Source organism: Bartonella sp. CM86QHHN, assembly GCF_042194695.1.
Taxonomy (GTDB): domain Bacteria; phylum Pseudomonadota; class Alphaproteobacteria; order Rhizobiales; family Rhizobiaceae; genus Bartonella.
Map to the genome: position 1 here is coordinate 285,490 of NZ_JBHIND010000060.1, position 25,676 is coordinate 311,165.

Here is a 25,676-nt window from a genome sequence, read left to right on the forward strand (position 1 = left end):
TTTTTTTAATAAGTGATAGGTCTGAAAGAAAAGGCTTGCTATGTCAGAGATAATAACGATTTTAAATGGTCCTAATTTAAATTTTCTAGGTCAACGTGAGCCAGAAATTTATGGAACTGAAACTCTAGAAGATATTGAAAAAAGATGCAGAGAATGGGCAAAAAAAAATGATATTATAATAAATTTTTATCAAAGTAACTATGAAGGGCAATTAGTGGCATGGATACAAGAAGCAATAGAGGCAAGTTCTGGATTGATCATTAACCCAGCGGCTTACAGTCATACATCTGTTGCACTTCTTGATGCCCTAAAAATGTTTTCAGGGCCGAAAGTAGAAGTTCATTTATCTCATATTTATCAGCGTGAAGCTTTTCGTCACCATTCTTATACATCTGCAGGTGTAGACGCTATCATAACTGGGTGTGGAGGTGATGGATATCGGTTTGCACTTGAGTATATTGCAAAACAATTAAGCAAAACAATTAAATTGTGATAGGTAAAGAGTAAGCGTTTAATAAGAGTAATATAGGCATTTAATTCTCTTGATAATTATTTTCAAATCTGTACAATGTGAGGTATATATTTATGACAGTTTTTAGTGCGTATGACGGGGGTAAATAGAGATGAAAAGCTTTGTTAGACAATTAGAAATGCTTGTGATTTTAGGGGGAGCACTGCTTTTGTCTGGTTGTAAAATTGATGTTATGCAGCCATCAGGTTATGTTGCACGTCAACAGCTCATTTTGATCGTTGTTTGTGTGGTGGTGATGCTTTGTATTGTTATCCCAGTTATGGTGAGTGTGGTATTTTTAGCTATAAAATATCGTGCATCGAATATGAAAGCGGACTATTCTCCTGATTGGGCACATTCAAATAAAATTGAAGCATTGATGTGGGGTATTCCAGTTGTAATTGTAATGGTTTTAGGTTCATTAACAGCTTATTATACCTATAAGCTTGAACCTACAAATCCTCTTCCAGTGGAAGTTGTAGGTGAAGGAAAGCCATTACAGATTGATGCTGTTGCTCTTGATTGGAAATGGCTTTTTATTTATCCTGAATACGGTGTTGCATCGATTAATGAGATTTATGCGCCTGAAGGACGTCAAGTTTTATTGCAATTGACGTCAGAGAATTCTGTCAATGCTTTTTGGGTTCCCAAATTGGGTACAGTTCTTTACGCTATGCCGCAGATGAATGCTAAGTTGCATTTGGTCGCTGAAGAGCAAGGAGTATTCAAAGGAGCCTCAGCAAATTATAGTGGTGATGGTTTTTCGGGTATGCGGTTTAAGTGGCATTCTGTGTCTTTGCAGGATTTTGAGGATTGGATTGTAAAAGCTCGGGCTAATGGTCGAGTACTTGATCGTTCATCTTATCGTCAACTTTCTATTGCGCCTCGTATGGGTGATATTGCTGCGAAGGAAAAAGATGCTGAAGTTCGTTATTTTGCACCTGTTGAGAAGCGGCTTTACTATCGTGTTGTTAATCGATGTGTCGATGAAAAGACGGTATGTAATGAAGATTTAATGAAACGTGCTGCTGCTCAGACGCTATGGGGTGCACTATGTTCAGTATTTGATCCTGATGTTATTTAACAGAGTCAATAAAGTAAAGAGCCCTTTTAACAAAGGTTTCTTTTAAACTTGAATTTCATTTGAAATGGGTTGAGAAATGTTTGGAAGACTTACAGATCCTACGGCAGGTGCTTTTCATGCGCTTGCACATGAACCGATCGTTTTGTATACATGTATTGCGATTGTTTTGGTTGGTTTAATTGCTGTTATTGCTCTAACAGTACTTGGGTGGTGGGGGATTCTATGGCGAAATTGGATTACAACGGTTGACCATAAACGCATAGGTATTATGTACATCGTTCTTGGAATTATTATGCTTGTTCGCGGTTTTGCGGACGCACTTATGATGCGAACGCATCAAGCTTTAGCTCTTGGGAGTGAAACAGCAGGTTATTTGCCCCCTGAGCATTTTGATCAAATTTTTTCGGCGCATGGTACGATCATGATTTTTTTCATGGCCACGCCTATTTTATTTGGTCTTTTTAATTATCTTATACCACTTCAAATTGGTGCGCGTGATGTTGCTTTTCCCTTTGCAAATAATCTAGGTTTTTGGATTACGGCTGCAGGGGCGATATTGATTAACATATCCCTAGGTGTTGGGAATTTTGGTCGTGGTGGTTGGTTGATGTATCCACCTTTTACAGAATTGCAAACGAGTCCAGATACAGGGGTAGATTATTATTTATGGTCACTTCAGCTTTCTGGTATTGCAACAACAATGGGATCAGTGAATTTTATTGCAACGATGATTAAAATGCGTGCTCCTGGAATGACAATGATGAGAATGCCTATTTTTTGTTGGAGTGCTTTTGTCAGCAATGTTCTTATTGTAGTCATTTATCCTGTTTTGGCTGTAGCATTTGCACTCTTGGCATGTGATCGTTATTTGAACATGAATTTCTTTACCAATGTTGGTGGCGGAAATCCGATGGTATGGATTAACTATGTTTGGGTTTTTGGTCATCCTGAGGTTTATGTTTTGGTTGTTCCTGCTTTTGGAATTGTTTCTGAAGTTGTATCAACTTTTTCTTCAAAACGCCTCTTTGGTTATACTTCAATGATATGGGCCATGTTGGTTATTTTGATTCTTTCGCTTCTTGTTTGGGGCCATCATTTCTTCACAATGGGTGGGGGTGAAGCTGTAAATACCTTCTTTAGTATTGCTACGATGATTATTGCAGTTCCAACCGGTGTAAAAGTTTTTAATTGGCTGCTTACGATGTATAGAGGTCGGATTCGCTTTGAGCCTCCTATGCTTTGGTGCATGGGTATGATCTTTACATTTGTTGGTGGTGGATTAACAGGTGTTTTATTATCTATTGTTCCTGCTGATTGGCAGTTTCATAATTCGCTCTTTTTGATAGCACATTTCCATCATACAATTATTGGAGGTGTGGTTTTTGCGTACTTAGCGGGGATTGCATTTTGGTTTCCAAAAGTTTTTGGTTATAAACCAAATCGCATACTAGGTATTACATCTTTTTGGTGTTGGTTTATTGGTTTTTACCTTGCCTTTTTCCCCGTTTATGCGCTTGGTTTAATGGGGGCGACGCGTCGTCTTCAGCATTACATGGAACCTAGTTGGCAGCCGATGTTTATTATTGCTGCATTGGGTGCTTGTATTATCTTACTTGGTATCCTTTGTTTTGTGCTACAGGTTGTTTTGGCGATTTGGTACGGTATTAAGCATAAAGGGCACTTACCGGTAACATTAAATGATTCTTGGGGTGATGCACGTACACTTGAATGGTTTACCTCTTCACCGCCTCCTTCTTATAATTTTGCCCTCCTTCCAAAGATACAGTCTGATGATGCTTATTGGAATATGAAGAAAAGTGGTTATCAACGGCCGACAAGTGGATTTACAAAAATTCATATGCCATCGAATACATCGGCTGGAATTATTGCTGGCTTCTTCTCATTAGTTGTTGGTTTTGCGCTTGTTTGGCATATTTGGTGGCTTGTTGCGGTTGGACTGGTTGGTTTTATTGCAACGCTTGTGTGTCATTCATTAACAGGTGATCATCATGGTTACTATATTCCAGCTGAAGAAGTGCAAAAAACTGAAGATGCCTTTACGGCTGTTCTTAAAGAACAAGGAGTGACAGTATGAGTGCTGTAACAATGAATAACGCGAGTACTATAGATGAACTTCACCACGATAGTAGCTCGGTAATGACGTTTGGTTTTTGGGTCTATATTCTTTCAGACTTAATCCTGTTTTCGACACTGTTTTCAAGTTTTGCTGTATTTTCTGCTTCTTATGGTGGTGGTAAAGCGGGCAGTGAGTTTATAGATTTAAAGTTTGTTTTGGTTGAGACTGCTTTCTTGTTGTTTTCGTCCGTCACTTATGGCTTTGCAATGGTACAAGCACATAAAAATAACATCAGTGGTGTGCGTTTATGGATGGCTATTACCTTTGGATTGGGGTGTTGCTTCATTGGTATGGAACTTTACGAATTTCATGAACTTTTGAGTGAGGTTTTTTATTTTGATCCAAATGCTTATGCGGGTATTGATCCTGCAACAGGTTTACAGCTTTTTGGACGGGAAATTCTCTCTGCTTATTGGTCAGCATTTTTTGCTTTGGTTGGCACCCATGGACTTCACGTAAGTGTTGGCCTTCTTTGGATGGTTGTGATGTTTTTTCATCTTCGTCGTAATGGCTTGGATCAGAACAATAAAACACGTTTAGCATGTCTTTCCATTTTTTGGCATTTACTTGATATTGTATGGATTGGTGTTTTCACCATGGTTTATCTATTAGGAGCGTTGTGATGAGCGTGCAAAATGAAACACATGGTCCCAGTACTGGTTCCTATTTGGTTGGTTTTATTCTGGCTGTATTTTTCACTTTGGGTTCTTTTATTCCTGTGATGTATGGAATGATGGAAAGTTGGGCAGTTAGTACAAAGGTTGCGTATCTTATTGGGATGGCGATTATTCAGATTATAGTACAAATTGTTTTCTTTTTGCACTTGAATTCTGGTCCAGACGCCAAGTGGAATTTAAGCGCGTTGTGGTTTGCTGCTATTTGCGTTTTTGTTATTATTGGGGGAACTTGGTGGGCTATTTCTCATTTGAATTATAATATGATGGGTGGTTCAGGACGTGTTATTGAACCGGAAATATCAAGTAGAGATGATTCTTCAGTGTCTGAGCAGTTATCAAACAAAGATATATCCGTAAGAAAACAGCCAGAAAAGATACAGGGCTCAGAGGTTTCGATGGAGCAAGGTGCAAGTACGCAAACTCCTGTAGATCAAGCACTTGGTTCAGAAATGCCCATGGGGCAGGGTCTAAGTACGCAAACTCCTGTAGATCAAGCACCTGGTTCAGAAATGCCTATGGGGCAGGGTCTAGGTACACAAACTCCTGTAGATCAAGCACCTGGTTCAGAAATGCCTATGGGGCAGGGTCTAAGTACGCAAACTCCTGTAGATCAAGCACCTGGTTCAGAAATGCCCATGGAGCAAGGTCCAAATACGCAGTTTCCTGTGGAGTAGTTGTTAGAAATATCTACGGAGCTGATGCGGCATGTATCAGCTTCGTAGAAGAAATTTGTAGGATATAAAGCAGGAGATAAGTACAAGATATCAGTGGAATGAGTATCATTATTTTGAATATACTTTTAATTTAAAAGAGAAAGTCCGTGGGGTATTTAGCCAATCTTTAATTTTTGAGACAAATAGCTATTTGTAGAATATACAAAAAGTGATGTTTGTAAAATTTACTACAAAGAAAGAGAATGTGCGAAACAAATTTTTATATTGTGTGAGATAAAAAAGCTACGAAGCAGTAATATTTTTAGATTTAAAGAATTTATATTAAAGATAGCATTAAAATTATTTGTAATAATAATATGCAATTGAAATCAAAAATTTAGAGAATAATCAGAAAATTTAATGAAAACCGTTGCAATGACAGTTATAGGTGCTGGTTCTTTTGGTACTGCATTAGCGATAGCTCTTGCCCGTAATGGTCATAATGTTTTACTTTGGGGATATAGTCCTCAACATATCAAAGAATTACAGGAACAACGTTGTAATCAAGTATATTTACCCGATGTTCGATTTCCTGAAAATTTATTACTTGAAGCTTCCCTTGAAACTGCAATAACGGCAAGTCACAATATATTAATCGCTGTTCCAAGCCATGTATTTCATCAAGTTTTGTATAATATTCAGCCTTATTTAGATCAGCATTCACGCGTTATTTGGGCTACAAAAGGTTTAGAACATGGTACTGGACGTTTCTTACAAGAGGTTGCTCGTGAGATTTTAGGTGAAAAAATTCCTTTAGCTGTTTTTTCTGGACCAACTTTTGCTCAAGAACTAGCTATTGGTTGGCCTACTGCAATGACGATAGCAGCTTCTGATGTTGAGTTTGGTAAAGAATTGCAGCAACTTTTTCATTGTGACAAAAGTTTTAGAGTTTATAAAAGTTCAGATATGATTGGTGTTCAATTAGGGGGGGCAGTCAAAAATGTTATTGCTATTGGTGCAGGAATATCAGATGGCATAGGTTTTGGGGCAAATGCACGAATAGCTCTTATCACACGAGGACTAGCTGAAATCAGTCGTTTAGGGGAGGCTATGGGTGCTGAGCTTTCCACATTTATGGGAATGACAGGCTTAGGTGATCTGGTTTTGACATGTACTGATAATCAGTCGCGTAATCGCCGTTTTGGAATACTTCTTGGTAAAGGAATAGATATAAAAGAAGCAGAAAAACAAATTGGTCAGGTTGTGGAAGGATACTTAAATACCAAGGAAGTATATACGTTGGCGCAGCGTATTGGGGTAGAAATGCCCATTGTAGAACAAATTTATCAAATTCTCTATTGTGGTAAAAATATAACTGAAGCGGCAAACACATTACTAAGCCGCGCTCTCAAGGACGAAATTCAATAATATCCTGTTTTTTAATAATTCCAATCGTAAAAAATAGAAACATGCTAATAGACATATAAAATAGATTTTATTGATGGTTGTATAAGGCAGTCATATTCCAGAAAATTATAGATTCATATCATTCGATTCTTTATGAAACATGGCTGAAATATAAAAGTTTTGGCTTTTGTCTAAGAGCTATCTCTTTTAAGATAAATTATCGTTTCCACTTACACATGTTTATGTAATGTAATGAACAAGATATTTTTATTGTCTCTTAAATTCATCTCACAATGATATTTGCAAACAGAATAATACAAGACTCATTAGGTAGAAGCATCTTATTTATGTAACGTATAAGCTAAGAATATCGGGGCAGGGATATTGTGAATCTCTGTTTTTGTAATTCTTTAAAACAAGAAGACAATCTAATTTGGGAAGAAGATGAAATTTTAAAGCTGAAAATCTGTTCCCATTTCTACAATCATTTTTAAATTCAGTTTTACGTTATCTAAAGCAATATCTTTTAAATAATGGAGATTATCTCACACCTTTATTTTTCTCATTTTCTAATGAAAGCATTTCTCTGATGTGTCAGGTAAAATAGAACGCCCAAAAAAACACGATTGCTGTTATATATTCACGTGCTTGTTTTAAAGAGACCTCTCTTAAAACTTCCAAGTCCACTTCGCGACGGTGACCGTGAATAGTGTAACCGATAAAGCCATTGTGCACATCCCCATCTTTATATTTATGAAGGAGGAAGACGAGCATCATTACACCCCCAAATGTTGTGAGACAGCTCTTGGCACTTGAAGCTGTTCAGTAGAGATATTTAAGCCTTTTATTTTCTCACATGTCAATTCTGTTTTTTATATGCAAGAAATGATTTTTGGAATTATAACTTTGAAAGTCTAAGATTGAAAAAATGTTATTGTACTTGTTTGTGGCTGTCATTTAAACTGAAAAATAATGTCATTATAAAGATAAAAAATTGATTTATATAAATGATTCATTTTATTTTTGTATTGAGTTAATTAAAAATATATGTTTGCTTGTCACAAGCGGGTTAGTATGTGGATAAAAATTATTAAAGATACTTCTAATGAATCATCTCAAGTGTCAAGGGTTGTTTCAATATTAGAACATGGCAAGTAAAATGACGGTGTCGGTTTGTCATCTGTATAAACATTAAAATGGTGGTAAAAAAAGGATTTTATGTACTTCACAAGGATTTTTTATACGTTCTACAGGTACCATTGTGAAATGGAATGGCGTGCATTGAGAGATATCTTTAAAAAATGCATGAAGGAGAAACAGCTATAGTGTTTTTGGGTGTTCTATTTTACCTGACACATCAGAGCAATGCTTTCATTAAAGAACAATAGTAAGATTAATGATTGATTTCTTTACGCCTTCATATTCATCCTAAATTAGATTGTATTTGCGTTTCAAGAATAAATCAAACGGTAGGAATATTTTTTTCAATTTGCTACACAAAAGCTGAAACTAAGGGTTTTAATAATTCTCTAATCTCTGTTTCAAACTGCGGTGGCATGAGGGTTGGATATTGATTTATAAGCAATGGCAAAAGCGTATGCTTTAGTAAGGTAAATAACGTCATAAAATACACACTTTATCAACCATGGATTGAAGAAATATTCCGGCTTTTATAAAATATTTTGCGAAACAAGGCATCGTACATCTGGTTTTGTATTGACTTATTCTTACAAACATTTGCACATATTCCTTACGTCATATTATTATAAGTCAATACACTATTATATAGCTGAGAAAGTACTCAATACCCGATTAAAGCACTATGTACATGATTGATTTTCTTTTTTAATGCAATGAAATAAATTTTATTCTTCTTGGGAATCGTCACTTTTTTTCAGTTCTTCAAGTATTGGCATAGACATGATGTTATAGCCTGAATCAACATAATGGATTTCACCTGTAACACCTGATGATAAGTCAGAGAGTAGATAAAGAGCAGATTTTCCAATTTCATGAATATCTACGGTACGCCGTAATGGGGCATTACGGCGTTGATGTGAAAATATTGCCCGTGCAGCTGCAATACCATTACCTGCTAAAGTTCTAACAGGACCAGCGGAAATCGCATTGACACGAATATTTTGAGGACCAAAGTCCGCTGCTAAATAACGTACCATAGCTTCTAAAGCTGCTTTAGCAACACCCATGATGTTATAATTAGGCACAACTTGCTGTGAAGCACCATAGGTAAGAGTTAAAAGTGTTCCTCCTTTGGGCATAAGCTTACCCGCGCGCTGGGCAATTTCAGTAAAGGAATAAGCTGAAATAACCATCGTGCGTTGAAAGTTTTCACGTGTTGTAACATCAACGTAACGCCCTTTTAGCTGAGTTTTATCTGAAAAACCAATGGCATGGACAATAAAATCAATTGTTTTCCATTCTTTTTCAAGTTGCTCAAAGACGTAATCAATATTTTCACTTTTTTCAACGTCACACTCTAGCACTAATTTGCAGCCAAGTTTATCTGCTAGGGGATGAACACGTTTTCCAAAAGCATTTCCTTGATAAGTCAACGCTAATTCCGCTCCTGCTTGTGCGAGCTGACAGGCAATGCCCCAAGCAATTGAATGGTCATTCGCAATTCCCATAATAAGGCCGCGTTTGCCCTCCATCAAACCTTTCATATTATTCTCCGTAAGACCGTACTTTTTTCAATTACTAAGAGCTTTTGTTTATACATAACGTTGGAAAACAAGCGTTGCATTGGTACCGCCAAAGCCAAAAGTATTCGACAATACGGTATTCAGTTGTTGATGATCACGTCGTTCACGAACGATTGGCATATCAGCAAAAGCTGGATCAAGTTCTTCAATATGGGCACTTTCACAAATAAAATTATGATTCATCATTAACAATGTATAGATTGCTTCGTGAACACCTGCTGCTCCCAAGGAATGTCCTGTTAGAGACTTGGTAGCGGAAATGGGGGGGCATTGATCACCTGCTCCAAAGACACGACGGATAGCTTCTATCTCAGGAGGATCACCAACAGGAGTTGCTGTCGCATGGGGATTGATATAATCAATTTTATTATCGACTGTTGCAAGGGCCATGCGCATGCATCGTTCTGCTCCCTCTCCTGATGGGGCAACCATATCATGTCCATCGGATGTCGCACCGTATCCAACGATTTCTCCGTAGATTTTTGCACCACGTGCTTTAGCAAGTTCTAAATCTTCAAGGACTAAAACGCCAGCACCTCCAGCAATGACAAAACCATCACGATTAACATCATAAGCACGTGAAGCTTTGTGAGGAATGTCATTATATCTGCTGGACATAGCGCCCATGGCATCGAATAAAACAGATAGTGTCCAATCCAAATCTTCGCAGCCACCGGCAAAGATGCGCTTCTGTTTACCATATTGTATCATTTCGTAAGCATTACCAATACAATGATTGGAGGTAGCACAAGCTGAAGAGATTGAATAATTGATCCCCTTTATTTTAAAGAAAGTTGCTAATGTTGCAGATGCTGTGGAACTCATCGCTTTAGGGACAACAAAAGGTCCAACACGTTTTGGACCTTTTTGGCGTGTAATGTCAGCAGCTTCTACGATTGAATGTGTTGAAGCACCTCCAGAACCCATAATAATACCCGTGTGTTCGTTCGATACTTCATGCGGTTCTAGACCCGCATCAGCAATTGCTTGATCCATGGCGATGTGATTCCATGCTGTTCCACGCCCATGAAAACGTAGAGCACGTCGATCTACGAGTTCTTCTATATTAATATCGGGCTTGCCATAAACTCTGCTACGAAAGCCTAATTCAGCATATTGAGGTGCGTAAGAAATTCCGGATTTTGCTTCACGTAAACTGGTTAAAACAGCTCCAGGATTATTTCCAATTGCGGAGACAATTCCCATTCCGGTTACAACAACTCGACGCATTCATACCTCCTCGTTCCATACAGAATAGTGAAAAGTTCTTTCTGACGGAAATAACGTTCAATCTTCTTTGAATAAAGCAACGCGTAAATCGTTCGCCTTATAAATAGTCTCTCCATCTGCTTTTAGCCACCCATCAGCTATTCCTAAGACTAAATTTCCACGTCGAATACGCTTAAAATCTATTTCATATTCAAGAATTTTGGTTTGTGGAGTTACCATCCCTGATAACTTTACTTCACCTGTTGATATTGCTCTTCCTTTGCCTGGTTCGCCTAGCCAACCAAGAAAAAAACCTGTTAATTGCCACATACCATCCAGTCCGAGACATCCTGGCATGACGGGATCGCCTATAAAGTGACAATTAAAGAACCACATGTCTGGTGTAATGTCAAATTCGGCGCGAACCATTCCTTTATCGTATTTACCATCAGTTTCACTAATTTGAGTGATTCGATGAATCATTAACATTGGCGGTGCTGGCAATTGCGCATTACCTCTACCAAACATTTCGCCGCGAGCGCAGCTTAGAAGCTCTTCATATGTGTAGCGAGACTTTTGTTCAGCCATTGTTACTCCATTTATTTGCATATATCTTTATTTCTGCGCTTTTCCCAACCTACTTTTAGAGCAAATTTTAAAGAGAGGGAAATGATTTTATATCATTTTTAATGACAAAAGCCTTTTTTTATGTATTCTACATAGGTAATTATTTAAAAATGGAATACAAGATTACACCATACTATTCCCATTTTTTTGTATTTTGATCTTATTTAGCAGGAATATATTTGGGTTTGTAATTATGTCAGTGAGTGCAGACAATTTAGATATGAATGAAGAGCAGCAGTTCACAAAAGAGTGTGGAAAAATTGTGCAATATTATTCCATTTCTATGTTAGAAAAACATTTGCGTCAAAATGGTCTGCGTCCAACACGTCAGCGGTTGGAACTTGCACATATGATTTTTTCTCAAGGAAATCGTCATATTACTGCTGAAGAGCTCTATGAGGAAGCGGTGAGGGCAGGTGTACCTGTATCTTTAGCAACGGTTTATAATACGCTTCATCAATTTACGGAAGCGGGATTATTACGGATTATTGCCGTAGAAGGCTCAAAAACTTGGTTTGATACCAATACCTCTGATCACTACCATTTTTATATAGAAGGCGAAAATCGTATTCTTGATATTCCTTATAATTTGGAAGAAGCTCCCATTATTAGAAATTTGCCTAAGCCACCAGAAGGTATGGAAATTTCACATGTTGATTTAATCGTGCGATTGAAACCAAAAAATCAATCTTGTGATAGGCAGTGAGGATATTCAATGAGGAATAAAAATTAAACTTGTTGAGTTTGAGTATTCACCAACCTTTTACTTTTTCATCAGGATAGATTCCCCATAACTGGGGTTGCTGAAGCCATCCGCGCGTATTATTAATGTTTAGTTCGCACCATTGTCCATCACATTGGCGGATGTTACCAATGACGTTAGGTTCTACTTCCGCCACAAGTTCTGCGTTGTCGGTGGGGTTTTTTCGTAGCATCAGCCTTTTTGTTTTATCTTTTTGCCATGGAATAGTTATAGCAGTTCGCTTTCCCGATAAAAGCGATTGATACACCCATCCCTCATCGCCTTCTGCATCACGAATTTTGCGCCATTGATCATATTCTTGAATGATTTCAATAGGTAAGCCCTTCTTTTTGTAGGTGAAAATGATTGAATAGTTGCTTCCTGGTCCGACGCGTACATTAACGCTGGTGGGTTTAATCGAAGCAAATCGCGGAAGTGGTAAACCACTGGGCCCTAAATTTTGATTAAATGTTTGTGCATGCAACAAATGAGATGAACCCAATACAATGACTATTGCTATTAAGATACATGATATGAGTATTGAAACGCGAAACCAACGAGAATTTTGCACACCGAACTCCTTTATTTCGTCATATATTGGAAATTTAAAATCTGAAAGATAAGACTGGAAACTGATAAAAAGTATGACACATTGCTCGTTAAAGAGATCTAAACGATGAAAAAATTGCTACAAAAATATCAAAATAAGGAAAACAAAAGGTTTGTATTTCTTAGTGCTTATCTTGTTTATGAGGGGGTAGATATAAATAAACATTAGATTTTTATGTAGCTGTAAGCGTGATAAAACAGTAAAGTATATTGGAGCCATAGGCAGTTTTTGTACAGGAAATTAGGGCTAAAGTATTGCATCTCTTTTTTGAGTTTGTTTCTCAAAGTAAAAGTGCATGTATGCATACTATGAACAAAGAGCTGTTCAGAAAGGGATTATTGTGTGGCTTGAAAAGAAGTTTTGAATGAACAAAATAATACGATAAATAAAACATTTAAGCGTAAAAATATGAGCAACATTATAGAGTAGATTGATATATGAAGGGCTAATTTTAACAGGACACTTTTTCGTGATAATTCATTTATAAAATTTTCTACACTCTAATCTTATGCCATGATAATGCTTATCCGTATGGTAGATAAGCTGGCTCCATCGTTCTATTTACCAGCTTTCAATGTTATGCAGTTCCTATTATTCATAGTGTTTATAAGAAGCATTTTTGTTTTTTCTTAAATAGCTTTTATTCTATTTGCATACGAATCCCGCTTATGATGTACAAGAAAATAATCTTGATTGATTCAATATGAGAAAGTGTTGAGAAACTTTACGTTATTCAGAATTATTACTTAATATGAAAAACGATTACTTATAATAATAAATCTCCGCGTTAAAAACTTTAACTCGTTATTTAAATTTTAAAAACATTTCCATCAAAAATGGTAATAAAAGGCACATTCATCCATATTAAAATACAGTGTTTTCTCTGTTTATTGTCAATTTTCTTTTTCTCTAACTCAGTATAGAAGAAAGTTGAATGAAATAGAAAGGCTTATTCGATACACTGATGAGGGTAATTACATAAGTGATGAATAGAAGAAATTTATCAAGAAAAAAGAATCTATAGTGCAGTGGTTGAAATTCGTCATCCTTTAGAGAGACAGAATCAAGAGATATAAAAAGTTATGGAATTATATCGTTTCGTTACATAACTGAAGGGAAAGAGGATTATGAATTTGATATTATATTTTACACACAATCGCATATTGCGATAGTTATTTTTGTTTTGTAATCAGACCTAGAATGATCGAAAGATGTAGAATATTTAATGACAAAAAAGAAGTTCATCATGAAATTTGTACATAAGAAGCAGTGATGTAAGAGATATCCAGAAGGAGAAAATTATAGCGAAAAGTGATAATAAAACACCCCGCACTCAATTTACATAGGAAAAAGTCGCTTAAATATCTCAAGTGTAGTTTGTTATCTATTTTTAAAATATAAGAGTGAAATAAAAACCACCTCTATGATAGAAACCTTATTATTTTCAAATAACTAACATATTAGATAACATTGTACATAAAAACCTACACAAGCAATTCATCGCAATTGCCTATGAAGATAAAATTTTCTAGTAGCTTACTATCTATTGCTTATGCAATTATATTATATCATAAAGTATATTACTTTACCGCAACAGTTCGTCCGTTACTAACAAAACCTTCTCTTTGTGCACGCTTACGAGCAAGCTTGCGTGTACGACGAATAGCTTCAGCTTTTTCACGAGCACGCTTCTCAGATGGCTTCTCATAATAACTACGCATTTTCATTTCACGGAAGATACCTTCACGCTGCATCTTTTTTTTCAACGCGCGGAGCGCTTGATCAACATTATTATCACGAACGAGTACTTGCACTATTTATCCTGCTTTTTTCAGTGTCACAAATAATAGGAAAACCTACGTCCTTTTAAAGGCATATCCAAAAGGACAGAAACTTATACCATATAAATAAGACATTTGTCTATATCGCTTTTAAAAATTCTATTTTTTTTGTAATAAAATGCTTTTTATAATGAATGATAGATTTCATGATTATAAACTTATGAAAGTCCTTGTATTTGATCATTTTCGTCAAGATGAATTTTTTCAGCCGTGGGATAATGGGGTAGTCCCGGCATGGTCATAACATCTCCACAAATGACAACAATAAAGCCGGCTCCCGCACAGAGACGAACTTCTCGTATGGGAATTTCAAAATCAACAGGAGCTCCGTATTGCTTGGGATCAGAAGAAAAAGAATAAGGTGTTTTGGCCATACAAATAGGGTAGACGCCAAAACCTTCTTTTTCCCAAGTTTCAAGTTGTTTGAGAATAGGGGCTGAGATGATGGCGCCACGTCCACCGTATAGCTTTGTTATAATACAATTAATTTTTTGAACGAGTGGAATATCATCTTGATAGAGAACTTTAAAATCAGAATCGTGCTTTTCAATCAAGGTAACGAGTTCTTGTGCAAGTTCTATAGCGCCTTTTCCACCTTGTTCCCAATGCTTACAGATAATAGCTTTGTGTCCAGTTGTTGCAACTATTTTTTGTAATGTTTTTATTTCAGCATCGCTATCGCTGTCAAAATGATTGATAGCCACAACACAAGGAATACCGTAGTGCTTCATATTTTTTATGTGTCGTAAAAGATTGGCAGCTCCTTTTTCTAAAGCGGTGATATTTTCTTCTGTCAGGTTATTTTTATCCAGACCACCATTCATTTTTAATGCACGAATAGTTGCGACGATCACTGTAGCATTTGGTACAATACCTGCTTGCCTACATTTGATATTGAAGAACTTTTCTGCTCCAAGATCTGCTCCAAACCCTGCTTCTGTGACAACATAATCAGCAAGTTTTAAAGCAGTTTTTGTTGCTATAACTGAATTGCAACCATGAGCAATGTTGGCAAAAGGTCCTCCATGAACGAGAACAGGATTATTTTCAATTGTCTGTACGAGATTGGGTTGTATAGCATCTTTGAGAAGAACTGCCATTGCACCTTCCGCATTGAGATCAGCAACGGTGATGGGCGTTTTATCATAACGATAAGCAACAATAATTTTTTTGAGTCTTTGTGTAAGGTTTTCTAAATTTTCAGAGAGACAAAGAAGCGCCATAATTTCTGATGCAACAGTAATATCAAAACCTGTTTGACGTGGAAAACCATTTGTTATGCCCCCCAATGAAATGACAATATCGCGCAATACACGGTCATTCATATCAAGAACGCGCTTCCAAACAATGCGACGTGGATCAATGTTTAGAGTATTTCCCCAATAAAGATGATTATCTATCATTGCGGCAAGAAGATTATGAGCAGATGTAATAGCATGAAAATCACCGGTAAAATGTAAATTAAGGTCATCCATTGGAATGACTTGCGCATAACCACCACCAGCAGCACCACCTTTTATACCAAAACAGGGACCTAAAGATGGTTCTCTCAAGGTAGCTATTGTTTTTTTACCAATAAGATTAAGAGCATCACTTAGTCCAACTGTTGTTGTTGTTTTGCCTTCTCCGGCAGGTGTGGGATTGATAGCTGTGACAAGGATAAGTTTACCATCTGGATTTTTATTAAGCGATTTTATGTATTCAGAAGAAATTTTAGCTTTATCATGACCATAGGGAATGAGATTTTCATGTGAAATACCAATTTTTTGTGCAATTTCAATAATATGTTGCTTTTTAGCAGTGCGAGCAATTTCAATATCAGTTTTAGGCATGGAAAAATTCTTTAAATTCAGCTTTTATTAATGTTTGAGATCTGTACTCCATGGATTAATTAGAAAAATTCATAGAGAACAGAAAAATATTAAGATATCATAGAAATCGATGATATGCCATGCAAGAGATAATGCTAAAGAAGCACAAGAAGAGTTTTATTGTTTTTTAGGAAAAAGAATCTTTTTGCTTTTAAGCAGTAAAAATACGTTTAATTCAATTAAAAATATTGCGAAAAGAAGCTTTGGTTTGCAACAAATGCTGATGACATTAATGGATACCATAAGTGTTTCATAGTAGTACGTTTGAGAAGTAGTTTATTTATTCTTTCTAACAACACACTGAAAAAGTTTCACATGGTGGTAAACCGGAATTTATGGCGACACATCTGAAGTCCCTCTTAAGATGGGACTGCTAGGAATAAAATATCCAGAAACATCCAGTTATGGAACAATTAGAAATAAGCACGTAAAAAATTACCTAACTGAGTAGAGAGTATAATCCGGAAGAGACCAAAAACAAGCGCATAGATTGAAAAAAGAAAACAACAACATACGCTACTCATGCAATCGCTACGATTATAAGCTAATAAAAGCAACTTAGAGCTGAATTGAAGGACTCGTAACATCTTATTCTAGCAAAATGGCTAAAGAAACGACTCACAACAGAATGAAATAACAAAATACAAAGATAGGTAAAAATAAATCACAAAATAAAGAATTTAAAAAGTCTGACTTTATAAGTAAGATATTGATAGATGGCGCACCCGAAGAGATTCGAACTCCTGACCCCCAGATTCGTAGTCTGGTGCTCTATCCAGCTGAGCTACGGGTGCATACATTTCAATTTTTTACATTGTCTAAGACAAAAGGGTTCCTAATCGTTTCATTAAAGAAATGCAAGTGAAACTTGAGTCGTCATAAAAAAAATCTCTCTTTTTTTATGATATATTTTAAAAAAGGATATAATATATTATGGCTTCAGTTGGTTTTGATATGAACATTTTTTTGTCATGACTATACAAAGCAATATGAACGATAGTTAACTTGACGTTTTAATCTATGAAAGATAGTCAAGCAGAGATGAGATGTGTTTTTTGCGGTGGGGGTAAGATATATACACCCGCTGTTGGGTTTTTGTGTAAAACGCCGATACTACTGTTGAAAACTATTTCAGATGAACATGACACAGCAAGGGCGGATGTATGGCGTTATTAAAAAAGAGCTTTCCATTAGTGTTTTTAATCGTTGTTTTAACGGTTACTTATTGGGCTGGAAAAAAGAGTGCAGACCAACCCATTTCTATGGTGGATAAAACAAGAGTATCGGATAAAGCTTCAAATGAAAAAATGGGAAGGCCACCGGTAAATGTTGTCGTTGATCTTGTAAAAGTTCAAGATCTTTATGAACAACTTAACGTTCTTGGGAGTGGAAAAGCTCTTGCAGAAGTCGAGCTTACCCCTTTATCCTCAGGTGTTATTGATAAGCTTTTTGTATCAGCGGGTACAAAAGTACAAGCTGATGATGTGATTGCAAAGCTTGATTCTAAAAAAGAAGAAATAGCGGCTGCAAAAGCAAAAGTGCAACGTGATAACAATGCGTTGACGCTTTCGCGTATTCTTAAATTACGCGCCAGCAATACGGCAACGGAAGTTCAAGAAATTATGGCACGCTTAGAGTTGGATAACGCAAATTTAGTTTTGCGTAATGCTGAATTAGATCTCGATCGGCGAACAATTCGAGCACCGATTCCTGGAGTTGTTGGTATTTTGCCCGTTGATGCGGGGAATAACGTGACCCTTAATACTGTAATAGGCCGTATTGAGAATAGAGAACGTATTTTGGTCGATATATGGGCCCCTGAACGATATGTGTCGCGCATCCATAAAGGAGATGAGGTAACGGCAACGTTAATCGCGCAGCCAGATAGATCTTTTGTTGGTCATATTTATGCGATTGATAATATCGTTGATCCAGAAAGTCGCACACTTCATGTTCAGGTTGAAATCAATAATGAAAAAGATACGCTCATGTCTGGTATGTCCTTTTCTGTTTCCTTGCAGTTTCATGGTGGTTCTTTTCCTGTCGTTAATCCTCTTGCAGTTCAATGGAATAGTAAAGGGTCATTCGTTTGGCGTGTGAGAGAAGGAAAAGTAGAGGCTATACCCGTATCAATTATTCAGCATAAAGCCGATCATGTTTTCGTGAAAGCTCCCCTAGAAAATGGTGATCAAGTTGTCATTCAAGGGGTGCAAATGCTTTATCCAGGAAGTAAGGTAACTATTGATGATCCAAAGTCTCATCAACAGCAATTATCAGTAGGTTATGGAACGGATATACAATGAGCCAAGAATTGAGCACAAAACAGCCTATGTCAAAGGTGGAGCAAGGTGGTCTCATTACCTTATTTATTCGCAGACCGGTTTTTACTCTTGTTTTGAATGCTATGATCATCATTGCAGGATTTGCAGCATGGTTAAATGTTGATGTAAGAGAATTACCCGATGTTGATACTCCTGTAACAACGATTGTGACGATGTTTTCTGGTGCATCGGCAGAAACAATTGATCGTGAAGTTACAAAAGTTATAGAAGATGCTGTTTCTCGTGTTTCAGGTGTTAAGACGATTTCTTCAACGTCTTCTTTTGGACGCTCCCGTGTGAAGATTAACTTTAATGTCGGTGTTGATTTGAATGTTGCAGCATCTGATATTCGTGATGCTCTCTCTCGTGTTACCTATTCTTTACCGAAAGATGCGGATTCGCCTTTGATTATTAAAGCAGATTCGAATGCTGCTGCCATGATGTATTTGGTTGTGACGTCACCAACAATGAGTGTTGATGATTTAACCACGATTGTAAACGATCAGATTGTTGATGCTATTTCTGCTGTTGATGGTGTTGGTGATGTACAGGTCGATAGTGCTCGCACAAAGATTTTTCAGATTGATATAGATCAAGCAAAACTTGCAAGTTATGGATTAACTGTAGCAGATATTTCACGTGTTCTTGCTGATATGACAACAGATGTGCCAGTAGGGTCATTACGCAATTCTAAGCAAACTTTAGTTGTACGTGCTACTGCACGTTTAACAACACCAGAATCTTTTGAACAAGTTGTTTTAAAGCCTCATGTGCATCTTGGTGATGTTGCGCATGTTACTTTATCGCCGGATATAGAAACAGTTATTCTTCGTATCAATGGAAAGACAGGTATTGGATTAGGTATCGTGCGTAAAGCACAATCCAACACTCTTAATATTTCTGAAGGTGTGAGAGCCGTTGTTGATAATCTCAAAAGTATTGTTCCTTCTTCTGTAAATATAGACGTTATTAATGACGATGCAATTTTTATTAAAAGCGCTCTTCATGAGGTTGAAGTTGCGTTGGTCATTGCTATTTTGAGCGTTATCTTGGTCATTTTTCTTTTTCTCAGAGACATTCGTGTAACGCTGATACCTGCTTTATCTCTTCCTGTCGCTTTGATTGGTACCATTGCGGCTATTTATCTTGTAGGGTTTTCATTGAATATTCTCACATTTTTAGGACTTGTTTTAGCAACAGGGCTTGTTGTGGATGATGCCATTGTTGTTCTTGAGAATATTGTTCGGTGGCGCAATATGGGATTAGGTTCCAGAGCAGCAGCGGTGATAGGAACACGTGAAGTGTTTTTTGCTGTTTTAGCAACAACATTGACATTAGTGGCTGTGTTTGTTCCTATTTCCTTTCTTCCTGGGCAAGTTGGAGGTCTTTTTAGAGAATTTGGTTTTGTTTTGGCAATTTCTATTTTGCTTTCTTCAGTTGTTGCCTTAACGCTTTGTCCAATGTTGGCTTCGCGTTTTCTCAAAGAACATATTGAGGAAAAAGAGGAAAAGTCCCATCATTTTGCTTTTTTATATAAATTAGGTAATTTTTTTCATAAGGCATATACTTACAGTTTGCATAAGTGTTTAGAAAAGCCTTGGGCTGTTGTTTTTGCTTCACTTATTTTTGCGGGTCTTTGTGTTGGAGGCTATACGAAGCTACAACAGGAATTAACGCCAGCAGAAGACAGAGCTGTGATCTTTTTGGTTATTAATGGACCACAAGGTATTTCAACACAATATTTGAACGAGCAAATAGAGCAAATTGAAGCAAGTCTACAGCCATTACGTGATGCAGGGGAGATTGCTAACAGTTACTCTATTGCGGGTGCTGGCGGTTCACCCAATACTGCTTTTTTGATTTTATTGCTTTCATCTTGGGATAAACGTTTACGGAGTCAGCAAGAAATCGTGAAAGATATTAATGCAAAGGTTAAACAGTTTCCCGCAGTTTTTGTGTTTGCTGCGCAGGGAAATTCTCTAGGTGTGAGCGGAACTGGGCAAGGGTTGCAATTTGCAATTCTTGGCAATGATTATGCAATATTACAACCCATTGCTGATAAGCTGGTAAGTGCTTTACAAGATGATCCGCGTTTTATTCGCCCACGCCTTACTGTTGATGCAACACAACCGCAATTTTTTATTGAAATCAATCGAAAAAAAGCCTCCGATTTAGGGATTGATATCACCAATTTGGGCGATACATTACAAACAATGTTGGATGGTAAAAAGATTGGTTCCATTAACGTGGATGATCATTCTTACGATGTTAAATTGATATCGCGTACAAATTCTATGAAGAGTCCTAGCGATTTAGAAAATATTTTTTTAAAAACCAAAGACAATCGATATGTTCCTTTATCGGTTATTGCGCGTTTACATGAAAAAGCTATTGCTCCTCAATTAAAACGGGAAAAACGCATGAGTGCTGTTATTTTAAGCGCAAATCTTACTCCAGATATCGCTTTAGGGGAAGCTTACCAAACTGTACAGAAAATTGCTTCTCCTTTGTTATCAAAAGGAACCTATTTGGTTCCCTTAGGGGAAGCCGAAACGCTTAATGAAACATCTTCCAATTTTATGATTGTTTTTGGCATTGCCTTTTTGATTATTTTATTGATTTTGGCTGCTCAGTTTGAAAGCTTTATTTCAGGATTCATTATTATGGCCACTGTCCCATTAGGGATTGGTTGTGCTGTAATTGCTATGCTATTAAGTGGTGTAAGTCTTAATATTTACAGCCAAATTGGATTAATTTTGTTAATTGGTGTTATGGCAAAAAATGGTATTCTCATTGTTGAATTTGCAGATCAATTACGCGATCAGGGAAGAAGCGTGCGTGAAGCCGTAGAAGAAGCAGCAAACATTCGCCTTCGTCCAGTTTGTATGACAATGATTTGTGCCATTTTAGGAGGTATTCCTTTGGTTTTGGCCAAAGGTGCTGGCGCAGAAGCTCGTATAGCCTTAGGTTGGGTTATCGTTGGTGGCTTAGGTTTAGCAACTATTTTTACGCTTTATGTCACACCGGTTGTTTATCTTTTTTTAGGGCGTTTTATAAGACCAAAAGCAGAAGAAGATTTACGTTTAACAAAAGAACTCAATCAAGTTAAATGATGTATATGATAGAAAAGATTTGAAAGTTTATTCTTGTAAAAATATCATTTTCGGATCTTATCCTTTTATTTTGTATATTCCTTCATTTTTATGTGAGCAGTGAAAATAGCGAGCAATAAAGGAGGTGTTTTCTGCTTTGTTATTGTTTGGGCATAGATTTCATTATCAATAACCGTATAGGATAAGCTTATGGGAGATAGCTTTTCGATTCGAAATGAAATGGCTTTTGAAGCCACATTAAAAGCTTTAAGAAACCATGCCGCAAAGGATGGGGTCTATGATATTCGTCGGCATTTTGTAGAAGATGAACAGCGTTTTTCCCATTTTTCCCTCAGACTTGATGATCTTCTTTTCGATTTTTCAAAATGTGGTGTGACATTTAAAACATTGCAACTTCTAGATGATTTAGCGGTCGCAGCAGATGTGTTAGGCCGGCGTGATGCAATGTTTTCTGGTAAGGCGATTAATACAACTGAAAAACGCTCAGTTCTTCATATTGCATTACGTTTACCTGCTGATGAAATTTTCATGTTGGATGGTCATAATCTTATTCGCGATATTCAAGACGTCCTTGAAGATATGGAAAGATTTTCTGAAAAGGTGCGTGATGGAAGCTATAAGGGAAGCAGTGGCGAGAGAATAAGTGATATTGTCAATATTGGTATTGGTGGTTCTGATCTTGGTCCTGCAATGGTCACATATGCTTTAAAACCTTATCATGATGGTCCACAGTGTCATTTTGTTTCGAATGCTGACAGTGCCCATATTTCTGATACTCTCTCTATTTTGAATCCAGCAACAACGCTGTTTGTCATTGCTTCTAAAACTTTTACAACGGCTGAAACAATGGTCAATGCTCAAGTTGCACGTCAGTGGATTTGTTCACATTTAGGAGAAGAAGCCGTTTGTACGCATTTTGTTGCTGTTTCAAGTGCGCTTGATAAAGTGGCAGAATTTGGCATAGATTCCACAAGAGTTTTTAAATTTTGGAATTGGGTTGGAGGACGTTATTCAATTTGGTCAGCCATTGGACTTGTTGTTATGTTTGCAATAGGTGGTGGAAATTTTCGCCAATTTCTCAATGGTGCTTTGCAAATGGATCAACATTTTAAAACTATGCCTTTGCATAAAAATATTCCTATTCGTTTTGCTCTTTTAGGATTCTGGCATCGTGTTATTTGTGGTTATTCATCACGTTCGATCATTCCTTATGCACAGCGTTTAATACATTTTCCAGCTTATTTACAACAGCTTGATATGGAATCAAATGGTAAACAAGTCTCGCTGGATGGAAAACCATTAAGTTTTTCAAGTGGTTCAATTGTTTGGGGGGATTCAGGAACAAATAGTCAACATGCTTTTTTTCAGCTTCTGCATCAAGGAACAGATATTATTCCTGTAGAATTTATTTTATTTATAAAAGGGCATGAGAAAAAATTACATTCTATGTATGAGATGTTGCTAGCAAACGGTTTAGCACAATCAAAAGCCTTGATGAAGGGGCGTAGTCTTGAAGATGCTCGGCATATCTTGATAAAAAATGGAGTTGATGAGGGTGAAGCAGACCATTTAGCACGTCATAGAAGTTTTAAAGGAAACCGTCCCAGCATTACGCTGGTTCAAGATTCATTAACACCTTTTGCACTCGGTCGTCTTATTGCGCTTTATGAACATCGCACTTTTGTTGAAGGGATTTTAATGAATATTAATTCATTTGATCAATGGGGTGTTGAACTTGGTAAAGAATTAGCAAACGAGTTACTACCAATTCTTCGTGGAGAAAGTAAAGCGGATAATCGTGATAGTTCAACATTAGGGTTGCTAGCACATATTCAAGCAAGACGTGCAAAATAATATAATTTTACAGTAGGTTTTGTACTAACTAAGCAAAAGTAGAAGGAGGAGAAATATGAGATAATTCTTTAATTTTACTATGCCTTCTCTTATTATCTGGATTAGATTTATGTAACAGAAAATCAAAAAAGTGCAAAAATTGTAAAAATGAGAATTTATTCGCAAAAACGATAAAGACCTTTGAGAGGTCTTTGAAGACCCTTTGAGCCCCCCCTTAAAATCCTTCGAAAAAAATAAATTGGTACAAAACCTGTGTAGTTTGACACTAGGTTTTGTACTAAGTGGGAAAAGGTGGGATTAGGTAGGAATACGTGGTAATTTGTTGTTTTTATGTATAAAATTTAGCATTCAATGCGCGTTTTGTCAAAATAGATTTTGACACCTAAAATTGTAAAAAAGAGCGAAAAAGAGTGAAAATCAGAAAAAAGTGCGTTTTCATGGTAAAAATGAAAGAAGGTTTTGAAAGGTCTTTGAAAACCCTGTGAAAAATTTTGAAAAGTCTGTGAAAGCCCAGAAAACCGCCTTTGAAGACCCTGTGAAAAAAATTCGGTAAATTGTGAAGCTCACTCCAAAATCAGCCAAAAATAACCAAAAAAGCAAAAAAGATTTTCACCTATTGATGATTATCTATTTTTAGAGGCAATATATACTTATTAATCAAATAGTTATATTATTTTTTTAATGTAAAAAGATTTTCATATCGATTTTTCATATTAAAGAGGCATTAAGCTATATCTTATGTAGTTTCTAGATGTACTCTTTCAGCTTCTATTTGACGCTTTAAATGAATTTTAAGAAGAGGGAAAGTTGCTTCGACCTCTTCCGTGTCGTTGATGTCTTGAACAAGCTCTTGCAACTTTATACAAAGCTCTGCCGCTAATTCCGCTATATCTTCAGGGGGGAGTTTTATATTTGCATCGCGATAGGTTGTATAAGCTATGCGACCAAGCTTTTTCATGAGACCAGCAGGGATGGTTGGTGCTTTAAAACCTGCTGCTTTCGCTTTTGCCATGTCACTAAACATTTCGCCTTCACCAGTGACAAGCCAATGAGGATTAATGTTATAGGCTGTATAATAGGCGTTAATTACTGAGGATGGAGGCTCATGTGCTCCGATTTCATAATTGGCAAGGGTATTGCGTTGTAAATTAAGGCGTTGCGCAAAAATGCCCCGCTCTTCGTTTCCGAGTATTCGTCGTACTTCACGCAAGCGTTTTGCCAGTTCTGTTTTTGGTTCTACTTCTGGACGTGCCAAAAAAAAATCACCTCTATACAAAATAAATTGTTTACAACACAAAATATTTGGTATATATATCTAATTACCGCCCGATATAGAGGGCAGATATTTTACAATTAACCCCACAAAAAACGGATGGTTTGAGCATCCGTTTGAAGCAGGAGCGAAAGTTATGACAACCACCCAAACATGCATCCAAGTATGGGATCGCCATAGTATTTTAGCCGAGCTACGCCGCCGTAATATGACCTTGGCGGAGCTCGCGAAAGCATATCAACTATCGTCATCCAGTGTTCAACATATCTGGACACGGTCTAACGAGAAAGCCGAACGTGCTATTGCCGATTTTATCGGTTTGCCCGTTGAGCAGGTTTTTAGCGACCGCTACCCCAAAAGTCGCCGTCGCATTTTTAAAGCAGCAAAACATGCCAATACAGATTCGGCAACACAGTCCGCATTGCGCGGTAATGCTGCTTGAACTTCGTTACACGGCTTTGCGTGTATCATACGCATTTGCCATGAATTTAAATACCATAAGATAAAAAGGTTTATCAATGTCTAAAGATCAGTACGAAATAGGCAAGATAAATTGCATAGAGTTGCATCATAGAACAGCCGTTTGCATGGGTTGGTTCTGGCGATTAGATGGTGGTCATATTGTTTTTATAGGGGGTGGTTATGGTTGCTGCTTGTAATTTATGGACCCCAGATGTCAGAAACGATATCGTTAATCCTTATTCAGAAGTTGAACGTTTACAGGTGATGCTTTCCTGTTCTTTAAAAGCCGTGAGTAGTGGATTTAAGCATCTGCCGATCCGGTATATTATTGACCCCCCGCATGGCTTATTTGATGCGGCGTTAGCACGACAGATTGTTATTCATATTTTGCATTATCAGTTTGAGGTGCCACGGCGGCGTATTGTTGCGATACAGGCACGTCAGCGGACTTCTATTTCTCTATCTATGCAAGTGATTAACCGGCGTTTGGAAGAACCCGTTTTTGCGAAAGCTTATCGAAGATGGGCGGGGCGTGCGATGGATTTATTCTTTAAAGAGATC

Annotated in this window: 21 protein-coding genes and 1 tRNA gene; 13 read left to right on the plus strand and 9 right to left on the minus strand. The window is 37.1% G+C overall.

Features of this window, described 5'->3' with window-relative positions:
• Positions 1 to 40 precede the first annotated feature (40 nt).
• The 6 genes from aroQ to gpsA all read left to right on the plus strand — a co-directional run bounded on the left by aroQ (position 41) and on the right by gpsA (position 6,490).
• Positions 41 to 493, plus strand: coding sequence for a type II 3-dehydroquinate dehydratase (aroQ, locus tag ACFIKX_RS07020; protein WP_375611431.1), 453 nt, complete (start codon positions 41 to 43; stop codon positions 491 to 493).
• A 130-nt stretch (positions 494 to 623) separates the two neighbouring features.
• Positions 624 to 1,595: a ubiquinol oxidase subunit II gene (cyoA, locus tag ACFIKX_RS07025; RefSeq protein WP_375611432.1), complete on the plus strand. Its 972-nt coding sequence runs from the start codon at positions 624 to 626 to the stop codon at positions 1,593 to 1,595.
• Positions 1,596 to 1,671: 76 nt separating this feature from the next.
• Positions 1,672 to 3,690 carry a cytochrome o ubiquinol oxidase subunit I gene (gene cyoB, locus ACFIKX_RS07030; protein ID WP_375611433.1) on the plus strand — a complete coding sequence of 673 codons (2,019 nt, stop codon included), beginning with the start codon at positions 1,672 to 1,674 and terminating at the stop codon, positions 3,688 to 3,690.
• On the plus strand, positions 3,687 to 4,355 hold the full coding sequence (locus tag ACFIKX_RS07035; protein WP_375628427.1) for a cytochrome (ubi)quinol oxidase subunit III: 669 nt from the start codon (positions 3,687 to 3,689) through the stop codon (positions 4,353 to 4,355). Before cyoB ends, ACFIKX_RS07035 begins: the two co-directional genes overlap by 4 nt.
• Positions 4,355 to 5,083: a cytochrome o ubiquinol oxidase subunit IV gene (gene cyoD / locus ACFIKX_RS07040; protein WP_375661232.1), complete on the plus strand. Its 729-nt coding sequence runs from the start codon at positions 4,355 to 4,357 to the stop codon at positions 5,081 to 5,083. Before ACFIKX_RS07035 ends, cyoD begins: the two co-directional genes overlap by 1 nt.
• 399 nt (positions 5,084 to 5,482) lie before the next feature.
• Positions 5,483 to 6,490, plus strand: a complete 1,008-nt coding sequence (gpsA, locus tag ACFIKX_RS07045) for an NAD(P)H-dependent glycerol-3-phosphate dehydrogenase (RefSeq protein ID WP_375612834.1) — start codon at positions 5,483 to 5,485, stop codon at positions 6,488 to 6,490.
• 573 nt (positions 6,491 to 7,063) lie between these two features.
• Here the strand turns inward: gpsA and ACFIKX_RS07050 are convergent.
• The 4 genes from ACFIKX_RS07050 to fabA form a co-directional block, all read right to left on the minus strand.
• A complete protein-coding gene (locus ACFIKX_RS07050) occupies positions 7,064 to 7,246 on the minus strand; it encodes a DUF4102 domain-containing protein (RefSeq protein ID WP_375628424.1) in 183 nt (60 codons plus the stop codon).
• 1,088 nt (positions 7,247 to 8,334) lie between these two features.
• On the minus strand, positions 8,335 to 9,153 hold the full coding sequence (gene fabI / locus ACFIKX_RS07055) for an enoyl-ACP reductase FabI (protein WP_375628422.1): 819 nt from the start codon (positions 9,151 to 9,153) through the stop codon (positions 8,335 to 8,337).
• Between the two features lie 48 nt (positions 9,154 to 9,201).
• Complete coding sequence (gene fabB / locus ACFIKX_RS07060) at positions 9,202 to 10,422, minus strand: beta-ketoacyl-ACP synthase I (RefSeq protein WP_375628420.1); 1,221 nt, start codon at positions 10,420 to 10,422, stop codon at positions 9,202 to 9,204.
• Positions 10,423 to 10,479: 57 nt separating this feature from the next.
• Positions 10,480 to 10,989 carry a 3-hydroxyacyl-[acyl-carrier-protein] dehydratase FabA gene (gene fabA / locus ACFIKX_RS07065; RefSeq protein WP_273722474.1) on the minus strand — a complete coding sequence of 170 codons (510 nt, stop codon included), beginning with the start codon at positions 10,987 to 10,989 and terminating at the stop codon, positions 10,480 to 10,482.
• 232 nt (positions 10,990 to 11,221) lie between these two features.
• Between fabA and irrA the strand changes: the two genes are divergently transcribed.
• Positions 11,222 to 11,734: an iron response transcriptional regulator IrrA gene (irrA, locus tag ACFIKX_RS07070; RefSeq protein ID WP_375612837.1), complete on the plus strand. Its 513-nt coding sequence runs from the start codon at positions 11,222 to 11,224 to the stop codon at positions 11,732 to 11,734.
• A 46-nt stretch (positions 11,735 to 11,780) separates the two neighbouring features.
• On the opposite strand, the gene ACFIKX_RS07075 is transcribed toward irrA, so the two are convergent.
• The 4 genes from ACFIKX_RS07075 to ACFIKX_RS07090 form a co-directional block, all read right to left on the minus strand.
• Positions 11,781 to 12,341 carry an SH3 domain-containing protein gene (locus ACFIKX_RS07075; RefSeq protein WP_375612838.1) on the minus strand — a complete coding sequence of 187 codons (561 nt, stop codon included), beginning with the start codon at positions 12,339 to 12,341 and terminating at the stop codon, positions 11,781 to 11,783.
• Positions 12,342 to 13,960: 1,619 nt separating this feature from the next.
• The gene (gene rpsU, locus ACFIKX_RS07080) at positions 13,961 to 14,194 is read right to left on the minus strand and encodes a 30S ribosomal protein S21 (protein ID WP_012754552.1); all 234 of its coding nucleotides are present in this window, start codon (positions 14,192 to 14,194) and stop codon (positions 13,961 to 13,963) included.
• 185 nt (positions 14,195 to 14,379) lie between these two features.
• Positions 14,380 to 16,053: a formate--tetrahydrofolate ligase gene (locus ACFIKX_RS07085; protein ID WP_375628417.1), complete on the minus strand. Its 1,674-nt coding sequence runs from the start codon at positions 16,051 to 16,053 to the stop codon at positions 14,380 to 14,382.
• 756 nt (positions 16,054 to 16,809) lie between these two features.
• Positions 16,810 to 16,886, minus strand: a tRNA-Arg gene (locus tag ACFIKX_RS07090).
• A 369-nt stretch (positions 16,887 to 17,255) separates the two neighbouring features.
• Between ACFIKX_RS07090 and ACFIKX_RS07095 the strand changes: the two genes are divergently transcribed.
• The 3 genes from ACFIKX_RS07095 to pgi all read left to right on the plus strand — a co-directional run bounded on the left by ACFIKX_RS07095 (position 17,256) and on the right by pgi (position 23,380).
• Positions 17,256 to 18,395, plus strand: a complete 1,140-nt coding sequence (locus ACFIKX_RS07095; protein WP_375628415.1) for an efflux RND transporter periplasmic adaptor subunit — start codon at positions 17,256 to 17,258, stop codon at positions 18,393 to 18,395.
• Positions 18,392 to 21,526 (plus strand): efflux RND transporter permease subunit, encoded by a 3,135-nt coding sequence (locus ACFIKX_RS07100; protein WP_375628413.1) that lies wholly within the window; start codon positions 18,392 to 18,394, stop codon positions 21,524 to 21,526. Before ACFIKX_RS07095 ends, ACFIKX_RS07100 begins: the two co-directional genes overlap by 4 nt.
• A gap of 189 nt (positions 21,527 to 21,715) precedes the next feature.
• Entirely contained in the window at positions 21,716 to 23,380 is a 1,665-nt protein-coding gene (gene pgi, locus ACFIKX_RS07105; RefSeq protein WP_375628411.1) for a glucose-6-phosphate isomerase, read from the plus strand.
• A gap of 736 nt (positions 23,381 to 24,116) precedes the next feature.
• Here the strand turns inward: pgi and ACFIKX_RS07110 are convergent.
• On the minus strand, positions 24,117 to 24,635 hold the full coding sequence (locus ACFIKX_RS07110) for a helix-turn-helix transcriptional regulator (protein WP_375628409.1): 519 nt from the start codon (positions 24,633 to 24,635) through the stop codon (positions 24,117 to 24,119).
• A 154-nt stretch (positions 24,636 to 24,789) separates the two neighbouring features.
• On the opposite strand from ACFIKX_RS07110, the gene ACFIKX_RS07115 reads away from it, so the two are divergent.
• The 3 genes from ACFIKX_RS07115 to ACFIKX_RS07125 form a co-directional block, all read left to right on the plus strand.
• On the plus strand, positions 24,790 to 25,095 hold the full coding sequence (locus ACFIKX_RS07115) for a helix-turn-helix domain-containing protein (protein WP_375627935.1): 306 nt from the start codon (positions 24,790 to 24,792) through the stop codon (positions 25,093 to 25,095).
• A 76-nt stretch (positions 25,096 to 25,171) separates the two neighbouring features.
• The gene (locus ACFIKX_RS07120) at positions 25,172 to 25,312 is read left to right on the plus strand and encodes a hypothetical protein (RefSeq protein WP_273755279.1); all 141 of its coding nucleotides are present in this window, start codon (positions 25,172 to 25,174) and stop codon (positions 25,310 to 25,312) included.
• A partial coding sequence (locus ACFIKX_RS07125; protein WP_375628407.1) for a hypothetical protein occupies positions 25,296 to 25,676 on the plus strand: 381 nt, incomplete at its 3' end. The genes ACFIKX_RS07120 and ACFIKX_RS07125, both read left to right, overlap by 17 nt.

Coding starts and splice junctions, on each gene's coding strand:
- aroQ (WP_375611431.1), top strand. CDS start 41: ATGTCAGAGATAATAACGATTTTAAATGGTCCTAATTTAAATTTTCTA.
- cyoA (WP_375611432.1), top strand. CDS start 624: ATGAAAAGCTTTGTTAGACAATTAGAAATGCTTGTGATTTTAGGGGGA.
- cyoB (WP_375611433.1), top strand. CDS start 1,672: ATGTTTGGAAGACTTACAGATCCTACGGCAGGTGCTTTTCATGCGCTT.
- ACFIKX_RS07035 (WP_375628427.1), top strand. CDS start 3,687: ATGAGTGCTGTAACAATGAATAACGCGAGTACTATAGATGAACTTCAC.
- cyoD (WP_375661232.1), top strand. CDS start 4,355: ATGAGCGTGCAAAATGAAACACATGGTCCCAGTACTGGTTCCTATTTG.
- gpsA (WP_375612834.1), top strand. CDS start 5,483: ATGAAAACCGTTGCAATGACAGTTATAGGTGCTGGTTCTTTTGGTACT.
- ACFIKX_RS07050 (WP_375628424.1), bottom strand. CDS start 7,246: ATGATGCTCGTCTTCCTCCTTCATAAATATAAAGATGGGGATGTGCAC.
- fabI (WP_375628422.1), bottom strand. CDS start 9,153: ATGAAAGGTTTGATGGAGGGCAAACGCGGCCTTATTATGGGAATTGCG.
- fabB (WP_375628420.1), bottom strand. CDS start 10,422: ATGCGTCGAGTTGTTGTAACCGGAATGGGAATTGTCTCCGCAATTGGA.
- fabA (WP_273722474.1), bottom strand. CDS start 10,989: ATGGCTGAACAAAAGTCTCGCTACACATATGAAGAGCTTCTAAGCTGC.
- irrA (WP_375612837.1), top strand. CDS start 11,222: ATGTCAGTGAGTGCAGACAATTTAGATATGAATGAAGAGCAGCAGTTC.
- ACFIKX_RS07085 (WP_375628417.1), bottom strand. CDS start 16,053: ATGCCTAAAACTGATATTGAAATTGCTCGCACTGCTAAAAAGCAACAT.
- ACFIKX_RS07095 (WP_375628415.1), top strand. CDS start 17,256: ATGGCGTTATTAAAAAAGAGCTTTCCATTAGTGTTTTTAATCGTTGTT.
- ACFIKX_RS07100 (WP_375628413.1), top strand. CDS start 18,392: ATGAGCCAAGAATTGAGCACAAAACAGCCTATGTCAAAGGTGGAGCAA.
- pgi (WP_375628411.1), top strand. CDS start 21,716: ATGGGAGATAGCTTTTCGATTCGAAATGAAATGGCTTTTGAAGCCACA.
- ACFIKX_RS07115 (WP_375627935.1), top strand. CDS start 24,790: ATGACAACCACCCAAACATGCATCCAAGTATGGGATCGCCATAGTATT.
- ACFIKX_RS07120 (WP_273755279.1), top strand. CDS start 25,172: ATGTCTAAAGATCAGTACGAAATAGGCAAGATAAATTGCATAGAGTTG.